Annotated in this window: 18 protein-coding genes; 9 read left to right on the forward strand and 9 right to left on the reverse strand. The window is 60.1% G+C overall.

What is annotated here, in order from left to right; genetic code table 11:
• Positions 1-87 precede the first annotated feature (87 nt).
• The 3 genes from ftsX to ftsY all read right to left on the reverse strand — a co-directional run bounded on the left by ftsX (position 88) and on the right by ftsY (position 3,697).
• A complete protein-coding gene (ftsX, locus tag G5154_RS08925; RefSeq protein ID WP_421250839.1) occupies positions 88-1,041 on the reverse strand; it encodes a permease-like cell division protein FtsX in 954 nt (317 codons plus the stop codon).
• Positions 1,041-1,709, reverse strand: coding sequence for a cell division ATP-binding protein FtsE (gene ftsE / locus G5154_RS08930; protein ID WP_005339995.1), 669 nt, complete (start codon positions 1,707-1,709; stop codon positions 1,041-1,043). The genes ftsX and ftsE overlap by 1 nt, the downstream gene beginning before the upstream one ends.
• An 89-nt stretch (positions 1,710-1,798) precedes the next feature.
• Positions 1,799-3,697 carry a signal recognition particle-docking protein FtsY gene (gene ftsY / locus G5154_RS08935; RefSeq protein WP_421250840.1) on the reverse strand — a complete coding sequence of 633 codons (1,899 nt, stop codon included), beginning with the start codon at positions 3,695-3,697 and terminating at the stop codon, positions 1,799-1,801.
• A gap of 110 nt (positions 3,698-3,807) precedes the next feature.
• Between ftsY and rsmD the strand changes: the two genes are divergently transcribed.
• Positions 3,808-4,437, forward strand: a complete 630-nt coding sequence (gene rsmD / locus G5154_RS08940) for a 16S rRNA (guanine(966)-N(2))-methyltransferase RsmD (protein WP_042081417.1) — start codon at positions 3,808-3,810, stop codon at positions 4,435-4,437.
• Positions 4,421-4,732: a DUF1145 domain-containing protein gene (locus G5154_RS08945; RefSeq protein ID WP_005342853.1), complete on the forward strand. Its 312-nt coding sequence runs from the start codon at positions 4,421-4,423 to the stop codon at positions 4,730-4,732. The genes rsmD and G5154_RS08945 overlap by 17 nt, the downstream gene beginning before the upstream one ends.
• An 851-nt stretch (positions 4,733-5,583) precedes the next feature.
• Here G5154_RS08945 and G5154_RS08950 read toward each other — a convergent pair.
• From G5154_RS08950 to G5154_RS08970, 5 genes are all read right to left on the reverse strand, one after another.
• Positions 5,584-6,570: a helix-turn-helix transcriptional regulator gene (locus G5154_RS08950; protein WP_005342851.1), complete on the reverse strand. Its 987-nt coding sequence runs from the start codon at positions 6,568-6,570 to the stop codon at positions 5,584-5,586.
• Positions 6,571-6,859: 289 nt separating this feature from the next.
• On the reverse strand, positions 6,860-7,246 hold the full coding sequence (locus G5154_RS08955; protein WP_005342850.1) for a SirB2 family protein: 387 nt from the start codon (positions 7,244-7,246) through the stop codon (positions 6,860-6,862).
• The gene (locus G5154_RS08960) at positions 7,243-9,099 is read right to left on the reverse strand and encodes a monovalent cation:proton antiporter-2 (CPA2) family protein (RefSeq protein WP_005357666.1); all 1,857 of its coding nucleotides are present in this window, start codon (positions 9,097-9,099) and stop codon (positions 7,243-7,245) included. Before G5154_RS08960 ends, G5154_RS08955 begins: the two co-directional genes overlap by 4 nt.
• Before the next feature lie 67 nt (positions 9,100-9,166).
• Positions 9,167-9,763, reverse strand: coding sequence for an NAD(P)H-dependent oxidoreductase (locus tag G5154_RS08965; RefSeq protein WP_005339958.1), 597 nt, complete (start codon positions 9,761-9,763; stop codon positions 9,167-9,169).
• A 101-nt stretch (positions 9,764-9,864) separates the two neighbouring features.
• On the reverse strand, positions 9,865-10,707 hold the full coding sequence (locus G5154_RS08970) for a LysR family transcriptional regulator (RefSeq protein ID WP_421250841.1): 843 nt from the start codon (positions 10,705-10,707) through the stop codon (positions 9,865-9,867).
• A gap of 142 nt (positions 10,708-10,849) precedes the next feature.
• On the opposite strand from G5154_RS08970, the gene G5154_RS08975 reads away from it, so the two are divergent.
• From G5154_RS08975 to G5154_RS09000, 6 genes are all read left to right on the forward strand, one after another.
• A complete protein-coding gene (locus tag G5154_RS08975) occupies positions 10,850-11,572 on the forward strand; it encodes an SDR family oxidoreductase (RefSeq protein ID WP_005348556.1) in 723 nt (240 codons plus the stop codon).
• Between the two features lie 88 nt (positions 11,573-11,660).
• Positions 11,661-11,984, forward strand: coding sequence for a hypothetical protein (locus G5154_RS08980; protein WP_421250842.1), 324 nt, complete (start codon positions 11,661-11,663; stop codon positions 11,982-11,984).
• A gap of 46 nt (positions 11,985-12,030) precedes the next feature.
• The gene (locus G5154_RS08985) at positions 12,031-12,462 is read left to right on the forward strand and encodes a DUF411 domain-containing protein (protein WP_005348551.1); all 432 of its coding nucleotides are present in this window, start codon (positions 12,031-12,033) and stop codon (positions 12,460-12,462) included.
• Positions 12,463-12,696: 234 nt separating this feature from the next.
• The gene (locus G5154_RS08990) at positions 12,697-14,850 is read left to right on the forward strand and encodes a S9 family peptidase (RefSeq protein WP_421250843.1); all 2,154 of its coding nucleotides are present in this window, start codon (positions 12,697-12,699) and stop codon (positions 14,848-14,850) included.
• A 413-nt stretch (positions 14,851-15,263) separates the two neighbouring features.
• Entirely contained in the window at positions 15,264-16,235 is a 972-nt protein-coding gene (locus G5154_RS08995) for a TAXI family TRAP transporter solute-binding subunit (protein WP_005339950.1), read from the forward strand.
• A 103-nt stretch (positions 16,236-16,338) separates the two neighbouring features.
• Complete coding sequence (locus G5154_RS09000) at positions 16,339-18,894, forward strand: TRAP transporter permease (protein ID WP_019444684.1); 2,556 nt, start codon at positions 16,339-16,341, stop codon at positions 18,892-18,894.
• Between the two features lie 75 nt (positions 18,895-18,969).
• Here the strand turns inward: G5154_RS09000 and pmbA are convergent, their stop codons facing one another.
• A complete protein-coding gene (gene pmbA / locus G5154_RS09005) occupies positions 18,970-20,313 on the reverse strand; it encodes a metalloprotease PmbA (RefSeq protein WP_421250845.1) in 1,344 nt (447 codons plus the stop codon).
• Positions 20,314-20,428: 115 nt separating this feature from the next.
• Here pmbA and yjgA point away from each other — a divergent pair, with 115 nt between their 5' ends.
• Positions 20,429-20,953: a ribosome biogenesis factor YjgA gene (gene yjgA, locus G5154_RS09010; protein ID WP_421250846.1), complete on the forward strand. Its 525-nt coding sequence runs from the start codon at positions 20,429-20,431 to the stop codon at positions 20,951-20,953.
• Positions 20,954-20,955 lie beyond the last annotated feature (2 nt).

Consider the following 20,955-nt stretch of genomic DNA (forward strand, 5'->3'; position numbering starts at 1 on the left):
CTGACTAAGGGGGTCAAGCCAGAAACGGACCTTCTTTTACTTGATCCACCTCTCAAAATCCAGCGATTTACTTTGATAATAAATTAATCAGGATGGCTCTATATCGCGAATGTGACGATGAACTGAAAACCATGATGCGATCAGCCCCAGCAGAGCCCCCAGCAGGATCAGGTTCACCCCGTCCACCAGACCCATGCCAACCAACCGGAAGTTACTGTTATACAAGCCCGCAAGCTCCTTAACTACCCCTTCGCTCCAGATTACCATCACCTCGGTCAACCACCAGGCCAACATGCCACCAATCACCCCGAACCAGATGCCGGTATAGAGGAAAGGGCGATGGATGAAGGCATCAGTTGCCCCCACCAGCTTGAGCACCTCAATCTCTGAGCGCTGGTTGAGGATGTTGAGACGCAGGGTATTGCCGACGATCAGCAGCACGGCGGAGAGCAGCAGCACCGCGATGCCGGTAATGGTGTGGCGCAGCAGGTTCATGATCCCCTGCAGGCGAGTCAGCCACTGCAGATCCAGCTTGCCCTGCTCGACCCCATCCTCATTGTTTAGCTTGCCGAGCAACTCGGCGGCCCCTTCCGGATTCTGCCAGCGCGGATCCGGAATGACGCTCAACACTGGCGGCAGCGGGTTGCTGTCGAGGTAGTCGAGAGCATCGCCGAAGCCGGAGATCTCGCGAAACTCCCGCAACGCATCGTCACGGCTCAGGTAGGTGACCGAATCCACCTCGGGATAGAGCAGGATCCGGTGCTGCAGATCGAGAATGCTCTGCTCCGGCAGATCCTTGCGCAGGTAAAGGGAGATCTGGGAACTGCTCTGCCAGCTCCCCTCCACCACCTCGGCGTTTTTCAGCAGCACATGGAAACAGGAGGGCAGTGCCAAGCTGACGCCAAGCACCGCCAGCGTCATCAGGGAGGCGAGCGGATTGCGCCACAACTCTCCGAGACTGGCAAACGCCTGCCGCACATGGTCAACCCCGTACATCATCAGACGGCGCAGTGGCGGTTGTTTATGACGAACGATAGCCATCAGAGCTCCTCCCCGGCCGAATACATGCGACCCGCCTTGAGGGTCAGGGTGCGATAGCGCATGCGGGCGATCAGCCCCAGATCGTGGGTGGCAATCAGTACCGAGACCCCAAAATTGTTGAACTCCTGAAATAGCCGCATGATGTCCATGGAGAGCTGGGGATCCAGGTTGCCGGTCGGTTCATCCGCCAGCAGCAGCGGCGGCTTGTTGACGATGGCGCGGGCGATACCGACCCGCTGCTGCTCACCACCGGAGAGCATGCGCGGCTGGTAGCGCTCCTTGCCGAGCAGCCCCACCTTGTCCAGCGCCGCCGCCACCCGCTTGTTGATGTCCGCATGGCTGTAACCATCGATCACCAGCGGCAGCGCCACGTTGTCGAACACGGTTCTGTCCATCAGCAGGCGGTGATCCTGAAAGATCATCCCGATCTGGCGGCGAACATAGGGGATCTGGCTGCGCTGGATATGGCTGACATCATCACCATGAAAGAAGACGCGACCATCGGTCGGACGCTCCATCACGCTGATCAGTTTGAGGAGGGTACTCTTGCCCGCCCCCGAGTGCCCGGTCAGAAAAGCCATCTCCCCCTTGCGCAGGTGAAAGCTGACCTTTTGCAGCGCCTGATGGCCGCCGCTGTATACCTTGCTGACCTTGTCAAAACGAATCATAACGGTTCCCTGAAATTGACAAACCCCGACCGGAGTCGGGGCATGGAACACTTACTCATCACGGCTGAGCTGACTCATCGCGGCCGGACTTATTCATCGCGGCTGAAGAGCGCCTCGATGAAGTCGTTGGCAACGAAGGGACGCAGATCGTCGATCCCCTCGCCCACCCCAATGTAGCGGATCGGGATCTGGAACTTGTCGGCCACCGCAAAGATGACGCCGCCCTTGGCCGTGCCATCCAGCTTGGTGAGGGTAATGCCGGTCAGGCCCACCGCCTCGCTGAACAGCTTGGCCTGGCTCAGGGCGTTCTGGCCGGTGCCCGCATCCAGTGTCAGCATGATCTCGTGGGGCGCCGCATCGTCCAGCTTCTTCATCACCCGCACCACCTTCTTGAGCTCTTCCATCAGGTTGCTCTTGTTCTGCAGGCGGCCGGCGGTGTCGGCGATCAGCACGTCAGCCCCGCGGGAACGGGCGGCCTCGATGGCGTCATAAATAACGGAGGCGGAGTCGGCACCGGTATGCTGGGCAATCACCGGAATGTTGTTGCGCTGACCCCAAACCTGCAGCTGTTCGACAGCGGCAGCACGGAAGGTGTCACCCGCCGCCAGCATCACGCTCTTGCCCTCGGCCTGGAACTGCTTGGCCAGCTTGCCGATGGTGGTGGTCTTGCCGACGCCGTTTACGCCGACCATCAGGATCACATAAGGCTTCTTGCTGGTGTCGATCACCAGCGGCTGCTCCACCTTGGCCAGCATCTCGCCCATGTCCTGCTTAAGCAGGCCGTAGAGCGCCTCGGCATCCTTGAGCTGCTTGCGATCCGCGTGCTGCACCAGCCCTTCGATGATGCGAGTGGTGGTATCCACACCGAGATCGGCGGTCAGCAGCTGGGTTTCCAGCTCCTCAAACAGCTCATCGTCGATCTTCTTGCCACGGAACAGGCCGAAGAAACCGGAGCCGATATTCTCCTTGGTGCGTACCAGACTGCGCTTGAGGCGAGCAAAGAAGCCCTCCCGCTGCGGTTTGTCCTGGGTGTCGTCGTCCACCTTGGCGGCCAATGGCAGAGCAGCCAGTGCAGCGGCCTCAGCCTCCATCGCGGCGACCAGGCGCATATCTTCCGCGCGCTGGGCCTCTTTGGCGATACGGGCTTCTTCCGCAGCCTGAGCTTCAGCGGCAATACGAGCCTCTTCCGCAGCCTGAGCTTCGGCGGCAATGCGAGCTTCTTCCGCTGTGCGGACTTCGGCAGCAATGCGAGCCTCTTCCGCGGCGCGAGCCTCGGCAGCAATGCGAGCCTCTTCCACAGCGCGAGCTTCGGCAGCAATGCGAGCCTCCTCTGCAGCGCGAGCCTCGGCAGCAATGCGAGCCTCTTCCGCAGCGCGGGCTTCGGCGGCGATACGAGCATCTTCCGCGGCACGGGCTTCGGCGGCAATGCGAGATTCTTCCGCGGCGCGAGCTTCGGCGGCGATGCGGGCCTCTTCTGCGGCGCGAGCCTCGGCGGCGATACGAGCATCTTCTGCAGCGCGGGCTTCGGCCGCGATACGAGCCTCTTCCGCGGCGCGGGCTTCGGCGGCAATGCGAGATTCTTCCGCGGCGCGAGCTTCGGCAGCGATGCGAGCCGCTTCAGCAGCTTGTGCTTCTGCGGCAGTGCGAGCGGCTTCAGCGGCACGTTCCTCTTCGGCGATCAGCGCTTCGTTGACGATCACCGGCTCCAGATCGGAGGCGCACTCCTCCACCACCAGCGGGCCGTGGTCGTCCAGCTCGGTCGGCAGGCAGCAATCATCTTGCAAAACGGGATTCTGTGCGCTGGCAGGCACTTCGGGGGCAACAGCCGGCGTACTATCGGAAACAGTTATATCGGAAACGGGAGCGGGGGTAGCAGTGACCTCGGGCTCAACGGTAACGGGGGTGGCTTGGGGTGTCTGTGGTTGGACAGCCTCAGCCTCTTCTTTCTTGCGGCCGAAACCCAGCCAGGAAAACAAACCTTTTGCCATCTAAAAATACTCACATCAAAGGCTGACTGCTAAGATAGCCGTCCCTTGGCGGGTCGGCATAAAAATGAACCGCCTTATACTACCACTTTATTTTCTGACGATGAAACGCGATGCCCAGAGTGAAATCCAGCCGTAGCAACCCGAGCAAGAGTCCCGCCCCGCAAGGAAAATCGGGCTTTGTAAGAATCATCAGCGGCCAGTGGCGAGGCCGCAAATTGCCGGTCAAGGATGTGGAGGGGCTCAGGCCCACCACGGATCGCGTCAAGGAGACCATCTTCAACTGGCTGGCCCCCCACATTCGCGGCACCCGCTGCCTGGATCTGTTTGCCGGTAGCGGCGGACTCGGGCTGGAGGCGCTGTCGCGCTATGCCGAGCAGGTGACCCTGATCGAGATGGACAAAGGGGCCGCGGACCAGATCAAGAAGAACCTGACCGCCCTCGGCAGCAGTCAGGGTCAGGTGATCCAGTCAGATGCAGTGAGCTGGCTGCAAGGCCCAGCCACGCCGTTTGATCTGGTGTTCCTCGATCCGCCGTTTCGCCGCGAGCTGCTGCCGCAAGTGTGCGAACTGCTGGAGCAGCGCGGCTGGCTGGCACCGGACGCCCTGATCTATCTGGAGCGGGAAAAAGAGATGGCCGATCTGGCGCTGCCCGCCAGTTGGCAACTACTCAAGGACAAGCAGGCAGGTCAGGTCTGTTATCAACTCTATCTACGGGAGGTAAACAATGAAGCGGGTCTTTAATCTGTTGGCGATGGGGCTGATACTGTTCTTCTGGTTTGGCGTACTGGTGAGCCTGATTGCCCCGCTACCCGGCAAACTCAACGGCTTTCTGCCGGTCTGTGGCGTGATTGTCGCCCTGCTGCACTGGCTGCAGGCCAGCATGATCAAGGCAGCTTGCAAACGCTACTTCGCGGTCACCAAGGCCGAATTTGTCACTGTGCTGATCTTTGGCGTGTTTGGCATGGTCGACATTCGTCAGCGCCTGCAAGAGATCGTCAACGCCGCCCAGCGAGGTAATCTCTCGGACAAACCATAAAAGAAAAGGGGACGGCGGTAGCCGTCCCCTAGAGTCGTGTCGTCCTGTCCTTAGAACTGCAATGCTCCCTGCAATCCCTGACTTTATCCTAATCCTTTGGAATATCCCCTTTCCAATCCGTTGGCATGTCCTGCGGCGTTCCTGGCCTGGCAATTCATCCTGAACTGCTTCACTGTCTCCATCCTGGAGGTGTCCATTACCACGTCCTGTGGGGGTCCTTGCGTCTTCCTGACAGATAACCATCCGGGTTATCTCACTTCATCTTGAAGTATTCCTCTCGCATCCGGCGAGGTCCTGTTCATCCTGAAGAACGAGGTTCCGTTCGTTCTGCTCTCATCCCGAGAGTGTCCTGCCGCGTCCTGCGGTGTTCCTTATTCATCCGTGACGATAATCATCCTGATTATCGAGCTCATCCTGAGGTGTCCCTTGTCCACATCCTGCGGACTATTCCATCTTTATGCGCTGCCCTGCATCCTGCCGGACCAGCTCCGTCCTTGTGAGACCCATAGTAAGGAAATGCGGACCCCGAACAAGGGCCATCCGATGATAAAGATCTGATGCCGCTCCCATTTCAAAAAACAAACTTAAAAACTAACCCTTCAATATCAGCAAGTTAATTAGTTTCACAGGAAAGCTCGATCATTCTGGCATGGCTTCGCGTACGGTTCAAAGCGCCAGCCTCTTACAGTGGCTATGGCAGATCTCTTACACGGGATTCGCCCCCAAAAACGGGGCAGGAAAACGGTTCAATCCTGTCGTTAAGACTTAAAAATTAGTTGAATAAATATGCTTAAAAAAAAAGCAAAAAAAGAGCCGAGACCAGGCTCGACTCTTCACATGCAATTTCTTAATCAGCTCAAGCGGTTGGCCGGATTGAGATAGGCCTTGCGCAGCGATTCCGGCGCCAGCACCTCCAGTTCACCGCTGATATTGTTCAACCAGCTGCGAAACTCCGGGGTGTCCTGCACTTCGGTCTCCACCACCACGCTGCGCTTGTCATAGCGGGTCATGCGCGGATTGTTGCCGGGGATCTGGTTATCCAGCAGCGACTGGCTGTTGGCATCGATCCGGCCGACGAAACGGATCGGGCCGCTCACATCCTGATAACCCTGATCTCGGATCAGCTTCTGAATATTGAAATCCTTCGGCTGGGTGGCGCTGAAGTTGGTCAGCTCCACATTCTTGATATGGTCAAACGGGATGCCGTAGACCTTGGGATCCAGCTCTGAGAGAGTGCAGAGCAGGATCGGACCGTCCGGCTGATTGAGAATGCCGAGCGGGTTGATACGGTCGTAGCAGAGCCACACGGTGCGCTCTTTGATCACGCGCTGGATCTCGGCACTGAACTTGCGACCACGCCAGAGCGCATCGCGGATCAAGGTGCTGCGGCGGATCTCCGGGTTGCCGGCAAACGGACGCGGTGACTGGTGGACACTCTCCAGCCAGCGTTCGGCCAGTTCGCTCTGGCTGTCGCGGATCACCTGACTCGCTTTGTCGACCAGCGGGTTCAATTCGGTCAATACACTCGCCGGTAACAGTTGGCTCGCCTGATCACTCCAGGTTTTCAGGGCCACTGCCAGCGAGAGGGGCATGATATTGGCAAAGTCATTGAGGCCGTGGCGCTCGAAGCACCAGCCATGGGGTTTACTGCGCTCGTCCGAGGTGAGGTCGAACAGTCCCATGCCGGACATCTCCTCCAGGTCCCGTTGCACGGTACGCAGACTGACGTGGATGCCTTCCTCTTCCAGTTTTACCTGAAGTTGGCTGGCGGTCAGCTTGTAAGGGCGGTGCGGGATGCAACGCGCCAAGGTCAGTTGTCGTAACAGCTTCTTACTCATGGTGCATGCCTTCACTGGTTTAGCGTTGATCGTATCCTAGTCGCAACTTGCGACAGTCTATGTCGCAAGTTTTGCGGCGACAACTGTCGCCATTTTCATACAAAGCAACTCATGTACATGATTTATAATATAAAAATCACTTAGCACGGCAAACTTAACACTTTAAGACAAGCTAACCATCACGAAGAAAACTAAGTGGAGAGGCAGGCTAACATCAAGGGGAATAGGATTTTTCTGAATCTGTTCTTTTGAAATAGCCGGAGGGAGGCAATCCTCCCTCCAAGCTCAATCACATCAGCCACGACCAGGCTGACTTGGTGATGGCCGCACCGACCATGTAGCCAAACACCGCCAGCGCCGCCACACCGGCCACCAGCTTCTGACCGCGGGCCGGGCGCTTGAGTGCCATGACACCCAGACCGATATAGAGCACCAGTGCAATCAGCTTGGCCATCAGCCAGGGCTGCTGGCCGGGGCTCAGCTGCAAGGTCACCGCCAGCAGCACGCCAAACAGCAGCAGGAAGGTGTCGTTGATATGGGGCAGGATCTTCAGCCACTTCTGCTGCAACCGATCGCTGCCGGCCAGCGCCAGACTCCAGCGATAGATAAAGAGCAGCAGACTGACCAGCGCCAGCGTCATATGCAGGTGTTTGAACATGGGATAATAGGCAATCATTTTGCTTCCTTGTCGTCGTCGGGTAGCCCGCTGTTCCAGTTGTGGGCATGGATACGCTCCTGCCCCTCCTCGTCGTCTTGCAACAGATCGGAGAGGATCTCCCGGTATTGCAGGCTCTTGTTGATATAAGTGTGTTCGTCGTCCAGATAGTTGACCTGCTCACGCAACAGCCAGTTATCGTGCTGCTTGAAGGTCTGCCCCGCCCGCCAGGCCTGGTTGGCCCGAAAACCGAGCTGGGTCAGGGCTTCCACCCCCAGATCGACCGCCGAGCCCAGGGTTTCCCGGTGCACGCTCTCGACCCCGTGGCGCAGGATCTCGTGGGCATGGGGTCGATCCAGCGCTCGCGCCAGGATCTTCAGGTGCGGGAAGTGCTTCTGCACCATCTCGATCACCGCCAGCGAGGTAGCTGGATCGTTGATGGAGAGCACCAGCAGCTTCGCCTTGTGCGCCCCTGCGGCATGGAGCAGATCGATCCGGCTGGCATCGCCATAGAAGACCTGATAGCCATACTTGCGCAGGGTCTCTATCTGGCTAGCATCCTGCTCGAGGATGGTGGTACCGATGCCGTGACCGTGCAGCAGACGCCCCACGATCTGACCGAAGCGGCCGAAGCCCGCGATGATCACCGGATGCTCCACCAGCTCAGGTTGCTCATGCTGCGGTGCGTCGCTCTGGTTACGGTAATCGAACCAGGGCTGGATCACCCGATCGTTGAGGATCAGCAGCAGCGGGGTGAGCGCCATCGAGAGCGCCACCACCAGCGTCAGCAGCGAGATGGTCTCGCCGGGCAGCACCCGGTTCTGGGCGGCAAACGAGAAGAGCACGAAGGCAAACTCGCCGCCCTGTGCGAGCGCCAGCGCGAAGGTCCAGCGTTGACTCGGCGAGATACGGATGATAAAGCCGAGCGCCATCAACACCAGCCATTTGAGCACCATCAGGCCAACCACCAGCGTCGGGATGAGGAAAGGGTGTTCGGCAAACAGCCCGAAGTCGATCCCCGCCCCCACCGACATAAAGAAGAGGCCGAGCAGCAAGCCCTTGAACGGCTCAATGTCCGCCTCCAGCTCATGGCGATATTCGCTGTCGGCCAGAACCACACCGGCGAGGAAGGAGCCGAGAGCGGGCGAGAGCCCCACCGACTCCATCAGCACCGCGATGGCGATCACCAGCAGCAGAGCGGCGGCGACGAAGATCTCCCGCATATGGGACTGGGCGATGGCACGAAATACCGGCCGCATCAGGTAGTGGCCACCCAGCACGATGCCGGAGATGGCCGCGACTACCAGCAGACCATGCTGCCACCCCGCCAGCTCGGAGCCGCCATTGCTGGCGACCGGCGCCATGGCCAGCAGCGGCAGCAGCGCCAGGATCGGAATGACCGCAATATCCTGAAACAGCAGCACCGCAAAGGCGGAGCGACCGCTCTCGCTCTGCATCAGCTTGCGCTCCTGCAGGCTCTGCAGAACGATGGCGGTGGAGGAGAGCGCCAAAATGAGGCCGATGGCCAACCCCTGTTGCAGCGGCAGACCGATCAGGTGCGCCACGCCGGTCAGCGCAGCCGTGGTAAGCAGCACCTGCAGGCCGCCGGTGCCGAGGATCGGCCCCTTCAACTGCCACAAGAGGGCCGGACGCAATTCAAGACCGACCAGAAACAGCATCAGCACCACGCCAAACTCGGCGAAGTGCATCACATCCTTCTGCTCCCCCACCAGCCCCAGCAGAAAGGGGCCTATGATGATTCCCGCCAGCAGGTAGCCGAGCACCGAGCCCAACCCCCAGCGTTTGGCCAGCGGCACCGCGATGACGGCGGCGGAGAGATAGATAAAGGCATCAAACAGGATCCCGTGGCCCATCAGTCAGCCCTCCACATGAACGTCTGATCCGGCTCATAAGCTCGGCCAACAAGCTGCCCGTGTTTCATCAGAGCACCTCCAGCAAGTCGCGCAGATAAGGGCGCCCGGCCAGTTGCTCCGGGGTCAGCTGATCGTCACGCAGGGCGCAAAGCAGCTGGCGATAGTCCTGACCACAGCGGCGCAGGGCGGCGGGATCCTTGATCTTGTGAAAGGAGTGCAGCACAAAAGGCGGCAGCCAGTTCATGCCGCACAAGGTGGCCGCCTGCTGAAATGGCAGCAGAAAATCGAGCAGCGGTCGGCTGTTGTAACCCTCGCTGCAGTAGGACTCCGGCGCCCCGCCGGTGGTGATGGCGCTCAGCCACTGCTTGCCCTTGAGGGCGTGGGCTTCGGGGCCGTAGGCGTAGCCATACTCCAGCACCAGATCCATCCACTCCTTCATGATGGCCGGACAGGAGTACCAGTAAAACGGGTGCTGGAAGACGATGATATCGTGCTCACAGAGCAGCGCCTGCTCCCGCTTCACATCGATGAACATGTCGGGATAGTGCTGATAGAGGTCGTGAACCGTGACCCCCTCCAGCCCCTCAATCGCCTGCAACAGCTGCTTGTTGGCCCGCGAGCTCTGCAGAGCGGGATGGGAAAAAATTACCAGAATGCGTTTCATGACCACATCACCCGAACAAAGCCTTGCAGTGCAAGGCACGGTAAACAGAAAAGGGGAGTCTGGGGAGCTGCATCGTAAAGGTGCACAGGAAAGCGACCTTATCAGGAAGCGCCATAACCTGCCAACTCGGGGATCAGCTCCCGCAGCGCCGGATTGAGGGTCTGGTGGGCGGGATAGCAGAGCCCGATCCGGCGAAACATCCGCGGCCCGCTCACCGGCAAGGTACAGAGCCCTGCCTCATCCTCCACCAGCCCGTCCGGCAGAAAACTGATGCCGACCCCCGCCAGCACCAGCGCCATCACCAGCCCCTTGCTCTCGGCCTTGGCCACCAGATTGAGGGTGAGCCGGTCACAGGCCAGCAGGCCGATAGTCTGCTGGTGCGCTTCGCAGGGCGGGCACTCAATAAAATCATAATGTTGCAGCTCGGCCAGCTCGATCCTTTCGCAACTGGCCAGGGGATGGTCGACCGGCACGCAGAGCACGTAATCCTCCTCCCACAGCGGCAGGAAGATCTCGTCCTCCCGGCGCAAGGCATCCAGCGTCAAGCGGCAGTCGGCGGGTGTGGTGTAGTCGGAGAGGGTGAGATCCAGCTGCGGCAACACGCGCTGTACTTGCTGCAGCAGCCCGGCCACTCGGCGGCGACTCAAGTCCGGCATGATGGCGATATTGAGCCTCGCACGCGTCGCTTTCTGGCGAAACAGCTCCGGCAGACGGCGCGCCTCCTCCACCAGCTTGACCGCGTGGGGATAGAGATAGTGGGCCGGAGCTTTCGCCACCACCCCCTTCTTGCCCCGGACAAACAGGCTGTCACCGAGCGCCTCTTCCAGCTGGCGCAGTCCCGCCGAGAGGGAGGGCTGGCTGACGTGGCAGCGCTCGGCCGCCGCCGTGATGTTCTTCTCTTCATAGATGGCGATGAAGAAACGCAGCAATCTCAAGTCCAGCATAAACCAACCATAGTTTTTTCAGATGATAACCAGCGGAAAACAATATTTATCACTTATAGATACAGTGACTATAGTGATTGGGTTCCGTGCTGGCCCGCCACCTGTTTGCTCAAACCGACTCTTGAATCAGAAGGAAAGACCCATGTCCAAATCTCTCGTCGTGATCACCGGTGCCTCCGCCGGGATCGGTGCCGCCATCGCCCGTGCCTTCTCTGCCGCCGGTCATCCGCTGCTACTGCTGGCCCGCCGGGTCGAGCCGATGCAGGCACTGAACCTGCCCGATACCCTCTGCATCGGGGTCGATGTAACCGACACCGCCGCCATGAAGGCCGCCGTCCAGCAGGCAGAAGCCAAATTTGGCCCGGTCGGCTGCATGGTCAACAACGCCGGCGTCATGCTGCTGGGTCAGGCCGATGTGCAGGATCCCGCCGAGTGGCAGCAGATGCTCAACATCAACGTGATGGGGGTGCTGAACGGCGTCCACGCAGTGCTGGCAGGCATGAAGGAGCGCCGCAGCGGCACCATCATCAACATCAGCTCCATCGCCGGTCGCAAGACCTTCCCGAACCATGCTGCCTACTGCGCCACCAAGTTCGCCGTGCACGCCCTGACCGAGAACATCCGCGAAGAGGTGGCCGATGTGGGCGTACGGATGGTGACCATTGCCCCGGGTGCGGTCGAGACCGAGCTGCTCAGCCATACCACTGACGAGAGCATCAAGGCCGGTTACCACGACTGGAAAGATCAGATGGGTGGCGTCATTGCGCCGGAAGTGATCGCCGATGCCGTGCTCTACGCCTGGAACCAGCCTGCCAACGTCTGCGTGCGCGAGATCGTACTGGCGGCGACCCGTCAGCAACCTTAATCCTGACTGACTGACACCATGCGGAGGGCTTGACCCTCCCCCGGGGCACAGGGTTACCATGTGCCCCTTGTTATTTTCGAGTCATTCCATGGTTCTCACCCGTCGCCAACTCGCTCACGCCCGTCGCTGGCTCCCCTTGTGGAGTCTGGTGCTGGTGTTGATGTCGTTTGGCAGCCGGGCCGCAACCGACCTCTGTACCCTGACCACCCACTGCAGCCAGAGCGAGCGCATCCTGGAAAAAGCAATGCCCTGCGGCAGCTTTACCACCGCCCTCTCGATGACACTGGTAGGCAGCGACAGCCTGACGGTCGCCGTGCTGGAACCGGATACCCCCGACTTCGCCTCCCCCTCTCTCTTTATGCCGGACGCTCCGTGCGAGCGGCTCGAACGTCCCCCACGCACCCGGATCTGAAACGCATCCCGTATCGGGCATCTTTTCTTTCAATCTGAGGTGAGTGATGTACAAACCCCTGTTACTGGCCATGCTGGCCGGTACCGTCAGCTTTTCGGCTCTCGCGGCCGAGAAGATGACCGTCTACAAATCCAAATATTGTGGTTGCTGCCAAAGCTGGAACGAGCACATGGAGCAGAATGGCTTCGAACTGGACGTCATCGAAACCGAACAGCTCGGCGCAGTGAAGCAGCAATACGGTATCGCGCCGGAACTGGCTTCTTGCCATACCGGTATCGTAAATGGCTATGTGATCGAGGGGCATGTACCGGCCGCCGATGTGCAGAAGCTGCTCAGGGAAAAACCGGCGATCCGTGGCCTGACCATTCCGGGCATGCCCCAGAGTGCGCCGGGCATGGATATTCCGGGCCATCCCTATGAGGTACTGAGTATCAGCAACGAGGGCGCGACCAACCGCTGGTCGAGCTACCCAGGCTGACGAAAACTGGTCATGAGAGGGCACTCCCATATCATGTGAGGCACACCTGAGCGGACTCTTGCCGCTCATGGCCAGAAAGAGGGCCGCTATCGCGAGATAGCGGCTTTTTTTGATTACATTTCCTGCAATAACAAGGGATTGCTTGCAACCACCGGCAACAAGGGGCAGATTTAACGCCAATTCATGGAGCCGATGCTCAGGTCTACCAACCCTTTCCAGCGCCAAGGATGCGACATGTTTACCTTTTCCCGAGGAGTTCTGCTGCTAGCCTTTCTGACAGTTCTCCCCCCCACTTATGCCAATGAAGAGCCCGCCATGCTGACAAGCGAACATCCAATCCAGCCGCCCGTGGCCGCCAAACATCCCCGCACTCTGAAAAAACACGGGGATACCCGCATCGACAACTACTACTGGCTGCGTGACGACGAGCGGCAGAAGCCCGAGGTGTTGGACTATCTCAAGGCCGAGAACGCCTATACCGAGGCCATCCTCAAGCCGACCCAACCCCTGCGCGAACAGCTTTACAAAGAGATGGTCGCCCGCATCCCCCAGCAGGATGAGTCGGTGCCCTATGTGAAGAATGGCTACCGCTACCAGACCCGCTATGAACCGGGCAAGGAGTACGCCATCTACTCCCGCATCAGGCTGGGAGAGGAGCAGGCAAACCTGCTGCTCGACAGCAACCTGCGGGCTGAAGGGCACGAGTTCTATGCCCTCGGCGCCCTTGAGGTGAGCCGCAACAACCGCTGGCTGGCGGTGGCGGAAGACTTCCTCTCCCGTCGTCAGTACCAGATCCAGTTCCTCGATCTGGAGAGCGGCCAGTGGGCCACCGACAAACTGGAAAATACCTCCGGCAATCTGGTGTGGGCCAACGACAACAAGACCGTCTTCTATGTGCGCAAGCACCCGCAAACCCTGCTGCCCTATCAGGTCTATCGCCATACGCTAGGGACGGATCCGGCCACGGACAAGCTGGTCTACGAGGAGAAGGATGACTCCTTCTACATCAGCCTCTACGCCACCACCTCGGAAGATTTCATCGTCATCGCCCTCTCCAGCACCACCACCGGCGAAGCACGGCTGATCGATGCCAACCAGCCGGAGCACGCCCCCCGCCTGTTCCTGCCCCGTCAGGTGGATCACGAATACAGCCTGGATCACTACCGCGGCCGCTTCTATGTGCGCTCCAACAAGGACGGCAAGAACTTCGGCCTCTACGAGACCAAGGAGAGCCCGGTCGATCGCTGGAAGGCGGTGATTGTCCCCAATCCGGACGTGCTGCTGGAGAGCTACGCCCTGTTCAAGGATTGGCTGGTACTGGAAGAGCGCAACAAGGGGCTGACCCGACTGCGCCAGATCAACTGGCAGAGCGGTGACGAGAAGGAGATCGCCTTCGACGATCCCGCCTACGTCACCTGGCTCGCCTACAACCCGGAGCCGGATACCAGCGCCCTGCGCTATGGCTACTCCTCCATGACCACCCCCGCCTCCACCTATGAGCTGGATATGGCGAGCGGCAAGCGCACCCTGCTCAAGCAGCAACCGGTGGCCGGCTTCAAGGCCGACCAGTACGCCAGCGAGCGACTCTGGGTGACCGTCCGCGACGGCGTATCGGTGCCGGTGTCGCTGGTCTATCGCAAAGACAAGTTCAAGAAAGAGCTGGCTGATGCGCCCAAGAATCCGCTGCTGGTCTATGGCTACGGCTCCTACGGCGCCAGCATGGATCCCGACTTCAGCAGCTCGCGCCTGAGCCTGCTGGACAGAGGCTTCGTCTACGCCATCGCCCATATCCGGGGTGGCGAAGAGCTGGGCCGTCACTGGTACGAAGATGGCAAGTTGCTGAAAAAGCAGAACACCTTCAATGACTTTATCGATGTCACCAAGGCGCTGGTTGAGCAAGGCTACGGGGCCAGGGATCAGGTCTACGCCATGGGCGGCAGCGCCGGCGGCCTGCTGATGGGGGCCGTCATCAATCAGGCGCCTGAACTCTATCGCGGCGTGGTGGCGCAGGTGCCGTTCGTCGATGTGGTCACCACCATGCTGGACGAGTCCATTCCCCTCACCACCGGGGAGTATGACGAGTGGGGCAACCCGAACCAGAAGCGCTACTACGACTACATGAAGAGCTACAGCCCCTACGATCAGGTGAAGGCGCAAGCCTACCCCAACCTGCTGGTCACCACCGGACTGCACGACTCGCAAGTGCAGTATTGGGAGCCCGCCAAGTGGGTCGCCAAGCTGCGCGAACTGAAGACGGATGATAACAAGTTGTTACTGAACACCGACATGGACGCCGGCCACGGCGGCAAGTCGGGCCGCTTCAAAGCCTACGAGGATATCGCGCTGGAATACGCCTTTATCCTGGATCTGGCCACCCCGGCCAACTGATCTCTCATGACTCCGGCCCTTGTCATTCAAGGGCCGCATAAGAATCCTCTCGTAGTTTTTCCCTCTTCCATTTCCCTCCATATCAAATTAATCTTCGGCAAGAAAATGAATGATCGAGGTCATGTTTCTCAAGATTTAACTCCGCTATTTTGCCATTTCGTTTGATTTATGTTGGGTGAATGTGCTTAATCGGAGTGCTTGCAACTTTTTATTTGGCCCCTCAGGGGCCAATTTATCTTCGACCGACAGGAGGTCGGTAGCCTCACCACAGGATGAGGGTGACTGCCGGAAAGGGGGTTATTAACTCCCCCGCTTTCGCGCAACGAGAAGAGCGGGCAAGCCCGGCGCAGAACGGGATTGCCATCAATTTATCCGGGGATCGGATAAACAAAATCAAAGAAAAGGGAGAAAAAATGAAAGGATTAACTTTGGCATGCGCCCTGTCGGCGGCTCTGGTCGGTGTTTCATTCGGTGGTCCGGTACAAGCGCAGGAGCGCTTCGTGACCATAGGCACCGGCGGTCAGACCGGCGTCTACTATGTCGCTGGCCAGTCCATCTGCCGCTTCCTCAATCGCGGCGCCGCCGATCACCAGATCAAGTGCAACGCCCCGGCAAGTGGCGGTGGTGTTGCCAACGTCAACGGCATCCGCAGCGGTGAATTCAACTTCGGCATCATGCAATCCGACCACCAGTTCAAGGCGATGAAGGGACTGCCACCGTTCCAGGCCGAAGGGGCCATGGACGACATGCGCGCCGTCTTCTCCCTGCAGAGCGAGGTGTTCACCATCCTGGCTCGCCGCGATGCCAAGATCGCCAGCTTCGACGATCTGAAGGGCAAGCGCGTCAACATCGGCAACCCGGGCTCCGGCCAGCGTGACACCATGGAAGAGATCATGGCGGTCAAAGGCTGGAAGAAGGGTGACTTCGGTCTGGTCTCCGAGCTGAAACCGGCCGAACAAGCCTCCGCCCTCGGTGACAACAACATCGATGCCATGAGCTACTTCGTGGGTCACCCGAACGGCGCCATTCAGGAAGCCTCCACCACCACAGATGCAGTTCTGGTACCTGTGACTGGCGCCGACATCGACAAGCTGCTGGCTGAGAAGAGCTACTACAGCAAGGCCGAGATCCCGGGCGGCATCTACAAGGGCAGCGACAAGCCGACCCCCTCCATCGGTGGCAAAGCGGTGCTCTCCACCAGCGCCAAAACCGATCCGGAAGTGGTCTATCAGCTGGTCAAGTCGGTGTTCGACAACTTGGATCGCTTCAAGCGCCTGCACCCTGCCTTTGCCGACCTGAAAGAGGCCGACATGATCAAGGTGGGTCTCTCTGCACCGCTGCATGAAGGGGCTGCCCGCTACTACAAAGAGCGCGGCTGGCTCTGATTGAAGGCCCCGGGGCCTTTGTCACTCTCTTCGACACCCGTCTGCCGCCTGATTGCGGGGGCGGGTGTCGCTCTTGTTGTACTCGTTGGCACAAGTTAACCCTATGCAAGATAAACAACTCTCTACCGAGGAACTGATCGCCCAGGATGTGGGCGCTCGCCTGCCGCTGGGCATCATGGGCTGGCTCATCACAGCTCTGGCGCTGGCCTGGTCCCTGTTCCAGCTCTGGATCGCCTCGCCACTCCCCTTCATGGTGGGGTTTGGCGTACTCAATGACACCGAAACCCGCTCCATTCACCTCACCTTTGCCCTGTTGCTCGCTTTTCTGGTGTTCCCGGCGTTTCGCTCCTCGCCGCGGGATCGAGTTCCCCTCGGTGATATCGCCCTCGGTCTGATCGCCGCTGGCGCCGCGTCTTACCTGTTCGTGATGTATGAAGCGCTGGCGCTGCGCCCCGGCACCCTCACCACCGCCGATCTGGTGACCGCCTGCATCGGCATTCCGCTGCTGCTGGAAGCGGCGCGCCGCGCCCTGGGGCCGGCACTGGCGGTCATCGCCATCGTCTTTCTGATCTACAGCCTGGCGGGCCCCTGGATGCCGGGACTGCTGGCACATCGCGGGGTAGGTTTCACCGCGCTGGCCAACCACCAGTGGATCACCACCGAAGGGGTGTTCGGCATCGCCCTTGGCGTCTCCACCAGCTTCGTGTTCCTGTTCGTGCTGTTTGGCGCCCTGCTGGAGCGTGCCGGTGCCGGTCACTACTTTATCCAGCTCGCCTTCAGCCTGCTCGGTCACCTGCGCGGCGGCCCGGCCAAGGCAGCAGTGGTCGCCTCCGGCCTGACCGGTCTGATTTCCGGCTCGTCGATTGCCAACGTGGTGACCACCGGCACCTTCACCATCCCGATGATGAAGAAGGTGGGCTTCAGTTCAGAGAAAGCGGGGGCGGTCGAAGTGGCCTCCTCGGTCAACGGCCAGATCATGCCACCAGTGATGGGGGCTGCGGCTTTCCTGATGGTCGAATACGTGGGTATCCCCTATGTGGAGATCATCAAGCACGCCTTCCTGCCTGCCGCCATCTCCTATATAGCGCTGCTCTACATCGTCCATCTGGAGGCGCTGAAACTGGGCATGCAGCCCATCGGCAACCATCAACCCAAGCCCTGGCTGCGCCGCCTGACCGGCTTTGCCTTTGGCGCGGCCCTCATCAGCGGCCTGTCACTGGCGGTCTACTATGGCCTCGGCTGGCTCAAGCCTGCACTGGGTGACTACGCACTGCCGGGGATCTCGGTACTGCTGGCTGCCACCTATGTGGCTCTGTTGAAGATCGCCGCCAGCAATGAACCGCTGCCTGCCGAAGATCCCGACAAGCCGCTCACCGAGTTGCCCAACACCCGCGCCGTGCTGCTCTCCGGCCTGCACTTCCTGCTGCCGGTGGTGGTACTGGTATGGTGCCTGATGGTGGAGCGCCTCTCGCCGGGGCTGTCGGCCTTCTGGGGTACCGTGATGCTGGTGATCATCCTGCTGACCCAGCGCCCGCTGCTCAACTGGCTGCGCAAGGACGGCAAGCACGACTACGGCACCGTCGCTGACGGCGTGGTGGATCTACGGGAAGGGCTGGTCGCCGGTGCCCGCAACATGATCGGTATCGGCATTGCCACCGCCACCGCGGGGATTATCGTGGGTGCGGTCTCCCAGACCGGGGTTGGTCTGGTGCTGGCGGATCTGGTGGAGTTCCTCTCCATGGGCAACCTGCTGCTGATGCTGCTGCTCACCGCACTGCTGAGCCTGATCCTCGGCATGGGGCTGCCCACCACTGCCAACTACATCGTCGTCTCCAGCCTGCTGGCACCGGTGGTAGTGACGCTGGGGCAGCAAAACGGGCTGATCGTGCCGCTGATCGCGGTGCACCTGTTCGTCTTCTACTTCGGCATCATGGCGGATGTGACGCCACCGGTGGGGCTGGCCTCCTTCGCGGCAGCCGCTGTCTCCAAGGGCGATCCCATCAAGACCGGGATCACCGCCTTCTACTACAGCCTGCGTACCGCAGCGCTGCCGTTCCTGTTTATCTTCAACACCGATCTGCTGCTGATCGACGTGGACTTCGCCCACGGCGTGCTGATCTTCATCGTGGCGACCATCGCCATGCTGATCTTCGCCGCCGCCACTCAGGGGTGGTTCCTGGTGAAGAGCCGCTGGTACGAGAGCGTGCTGCTGTTGCTGGTCGCCTTTACCCTGTTCCGCCCGGGTTTCTGGATGGACATGGTGCACGACCCCTATCGCGAGACCCCGCCTGCACAGCTGGCCCAAACCATGGGTGAAGTGGAAGCAGAGAGCACCCTGCGGCTGCGGATCCTCGGTGAAGATGCAGTGGGCAAGCCACGCAAGTTCACCCTGCTGGTCGCCGTACCGGATGGGGCAAATGGCGAAGAGCGGCTGGCCAATCTGGGGCTGAGCCTCTATGAGCAGGATGGCAAGACGCTGATCGACAACGTCGCCTTTGGTAGCCCGGCCGCCACCATGGGGCTGGAGTTCGATCAGGAGATCCTCACCGTCAAGGCGCCGACCGAGCGCTGGACCAAGGAGTGGATGTGGATCCCGGGCTTCCTGCTGTTCGGGGTGATCGTCTGGCTGCAGCGTCGCCGCAGCGTCAAGGCTGGTTAATCCGCCAGGCAAATAAGACAGAGGGCCACGATTGCGGCCCTCTTTTTATGGATATCGATCTCGCTGCAGCGGCGATCAGTGACCCGCCAGCTTCATATTCTCTACCAGCACCGAGCCGGTCTTGAGACTGGAGCGCTCATCCTCGTCACGGCCCACCGCCACGATATGACTGAACATCTCGGCCAGATTGCCGGCGATGGTGATCTCCTCGACCGGATAGGCTATTTCGCCATTCTCGACCCAGAAACCGGCAGCGCCGCGGGAGTAGTCGCCATTGACGATATTGACCCCCTGCCCCATCAGCTCGGTCACCAGCAGACCGGTACCCATCTCTTTCAGCATGCCCTGAAAATCCTGGCCGGTATTGGAGACCTGCCAGTTGTGGATGCCACCGGCATGACCCGTAGTGGTCAGCCCCAGCTTGCGCGCAGAGTAGGAGGTAAGCAGCCAGCTCATCAGCTCGCCGTTACGGATGATATCCATGTCGCGGGTACGCACCCCTTCGCCATCGAACGGGGTACTGGCGAGCCCGCCCAGCAGGTGGGGGAACTCCTGAATGGTGAGCCACTCTGGCAGGATCTGCTTGCCCAATTTGTCGAGCAGGAAGCTCGACTTGCGATAGAGGTTGCCACCGCTGATGGCCATCACCAGATGGCCCCACAGGCCGGAGGCAGTATCGGGGTGGAACAGCACAGGGGCATGGCGGGTAGAAATCTTGCGGGCGCCGAGACGGGAGACGGTACGCTCCACCGCCTCGTCGGCGATGCGCTGCGCGCTCCAGAGCCCGTCGAGGGAACGGCTGGAGGAGTAGCCGTAATCCCGCTGCATGTCGCCATCCTGCTCGCCGATCAGCACGCAGCTAAGGGAGTTACGCGACGCCGCGTAGCCTTTGACGAAGCCGTGGCTGTTACCATAGACCTTGATGCCGAGATGGCTGGAGAAACCGGCACCGTCGGAGTGCTTGATACGGACATCGCGACCCAGAGCGAGTCGTTCGCACTCGATGGCCAGATCGATGCCGCGCTGGGGATCCAGCTCGATTTGGTGACACAGTTGCAGGTCGGGGGCATCCCAGGCCAGCAGCTCGGCGTCCGCCAGACCGGCGCAATCATCCGCCGAGGTGTGGCGGGCAATCTCGATGGCCGCTTCAACGGCGGCACGAATGGCGGGTTTGCTCAGATCGGTGGTCGAGGAAGATCCCTTGCAACCATCGCGATAGACGGCGATGCCGAGGGCGCCATCCTTATTGAATTCAATGCTTTCCAGTTCACAACCCCGGGTGTTCACCGACAACCCGGTCTGCTTGCTGATGGAGACTTCGGCCAGCGAGGCGCCCAGTCCTTTGGCTATCTCCAGGGCTTCGGCAACCACGGCCTCGAGATGGGCTTGATCCTGGCGGATTTGGTCTTGCTGATCCATAACTCACATCTGTATGAAAGAAGGAAAGGGGGGGTAAGCATATCAGACCCCTGCGCCCAGCGGGAGAAGCTGGTAACATATCCACCAAACGTGAATGACAGGAATCAAGAGACCGATGAGTCAATATCAAGACGACAACGAGTTCGAAGACTGGGGCCCCAGCAAGAGCCAGCTCAAGCGCGATGCCGAAGCATTGCAGAAAATGGGGGAAGAGATCGTCTCCCTCAGCCACAGCGAGCTGGAAAAAATCCCGTTGGATGAAGAGCTTGCAGAAGCTGTCGAGCTGGGTCGCAAGCTCAAGCCGAAGAAGGATGAGTCCTTCCGTCGCCATCTGCAGTTCATCGGCCGCCTGATGCGCAGCCGCGATATCGAGCCGATTGCCGAAGCGCTCTCCATCATCAAGAACCGTCACTCCACCGTGAATGCCCGTCTGCACCGCCTGGAGCAGTGGCGCGAACGCCTGATCACCGAAGGTGACAGCGCCCTCAACGAGCTGATGTCCCAGTTCCACGAGCTGGATCGCCAGAAGCTGCGCCAGCTGATCCGCAACGCCAACAAGGAGCGGGAGCTGAACAAGCCGCCGGTTGCCTATCGCGAGATATACCAGTATCTGCGCGGCGAGATCGAAGACCTGTTGTGATC

The organism is Aeromonas sp. 600527 (assembly GCF_049175415.1).
Lineage (GTDB): Bacteria > Pseudomonadota > Gammaproteobacteria > Enterobacterales > Aeromonadaceae > Aeromonas > Aeromonas veronii_A.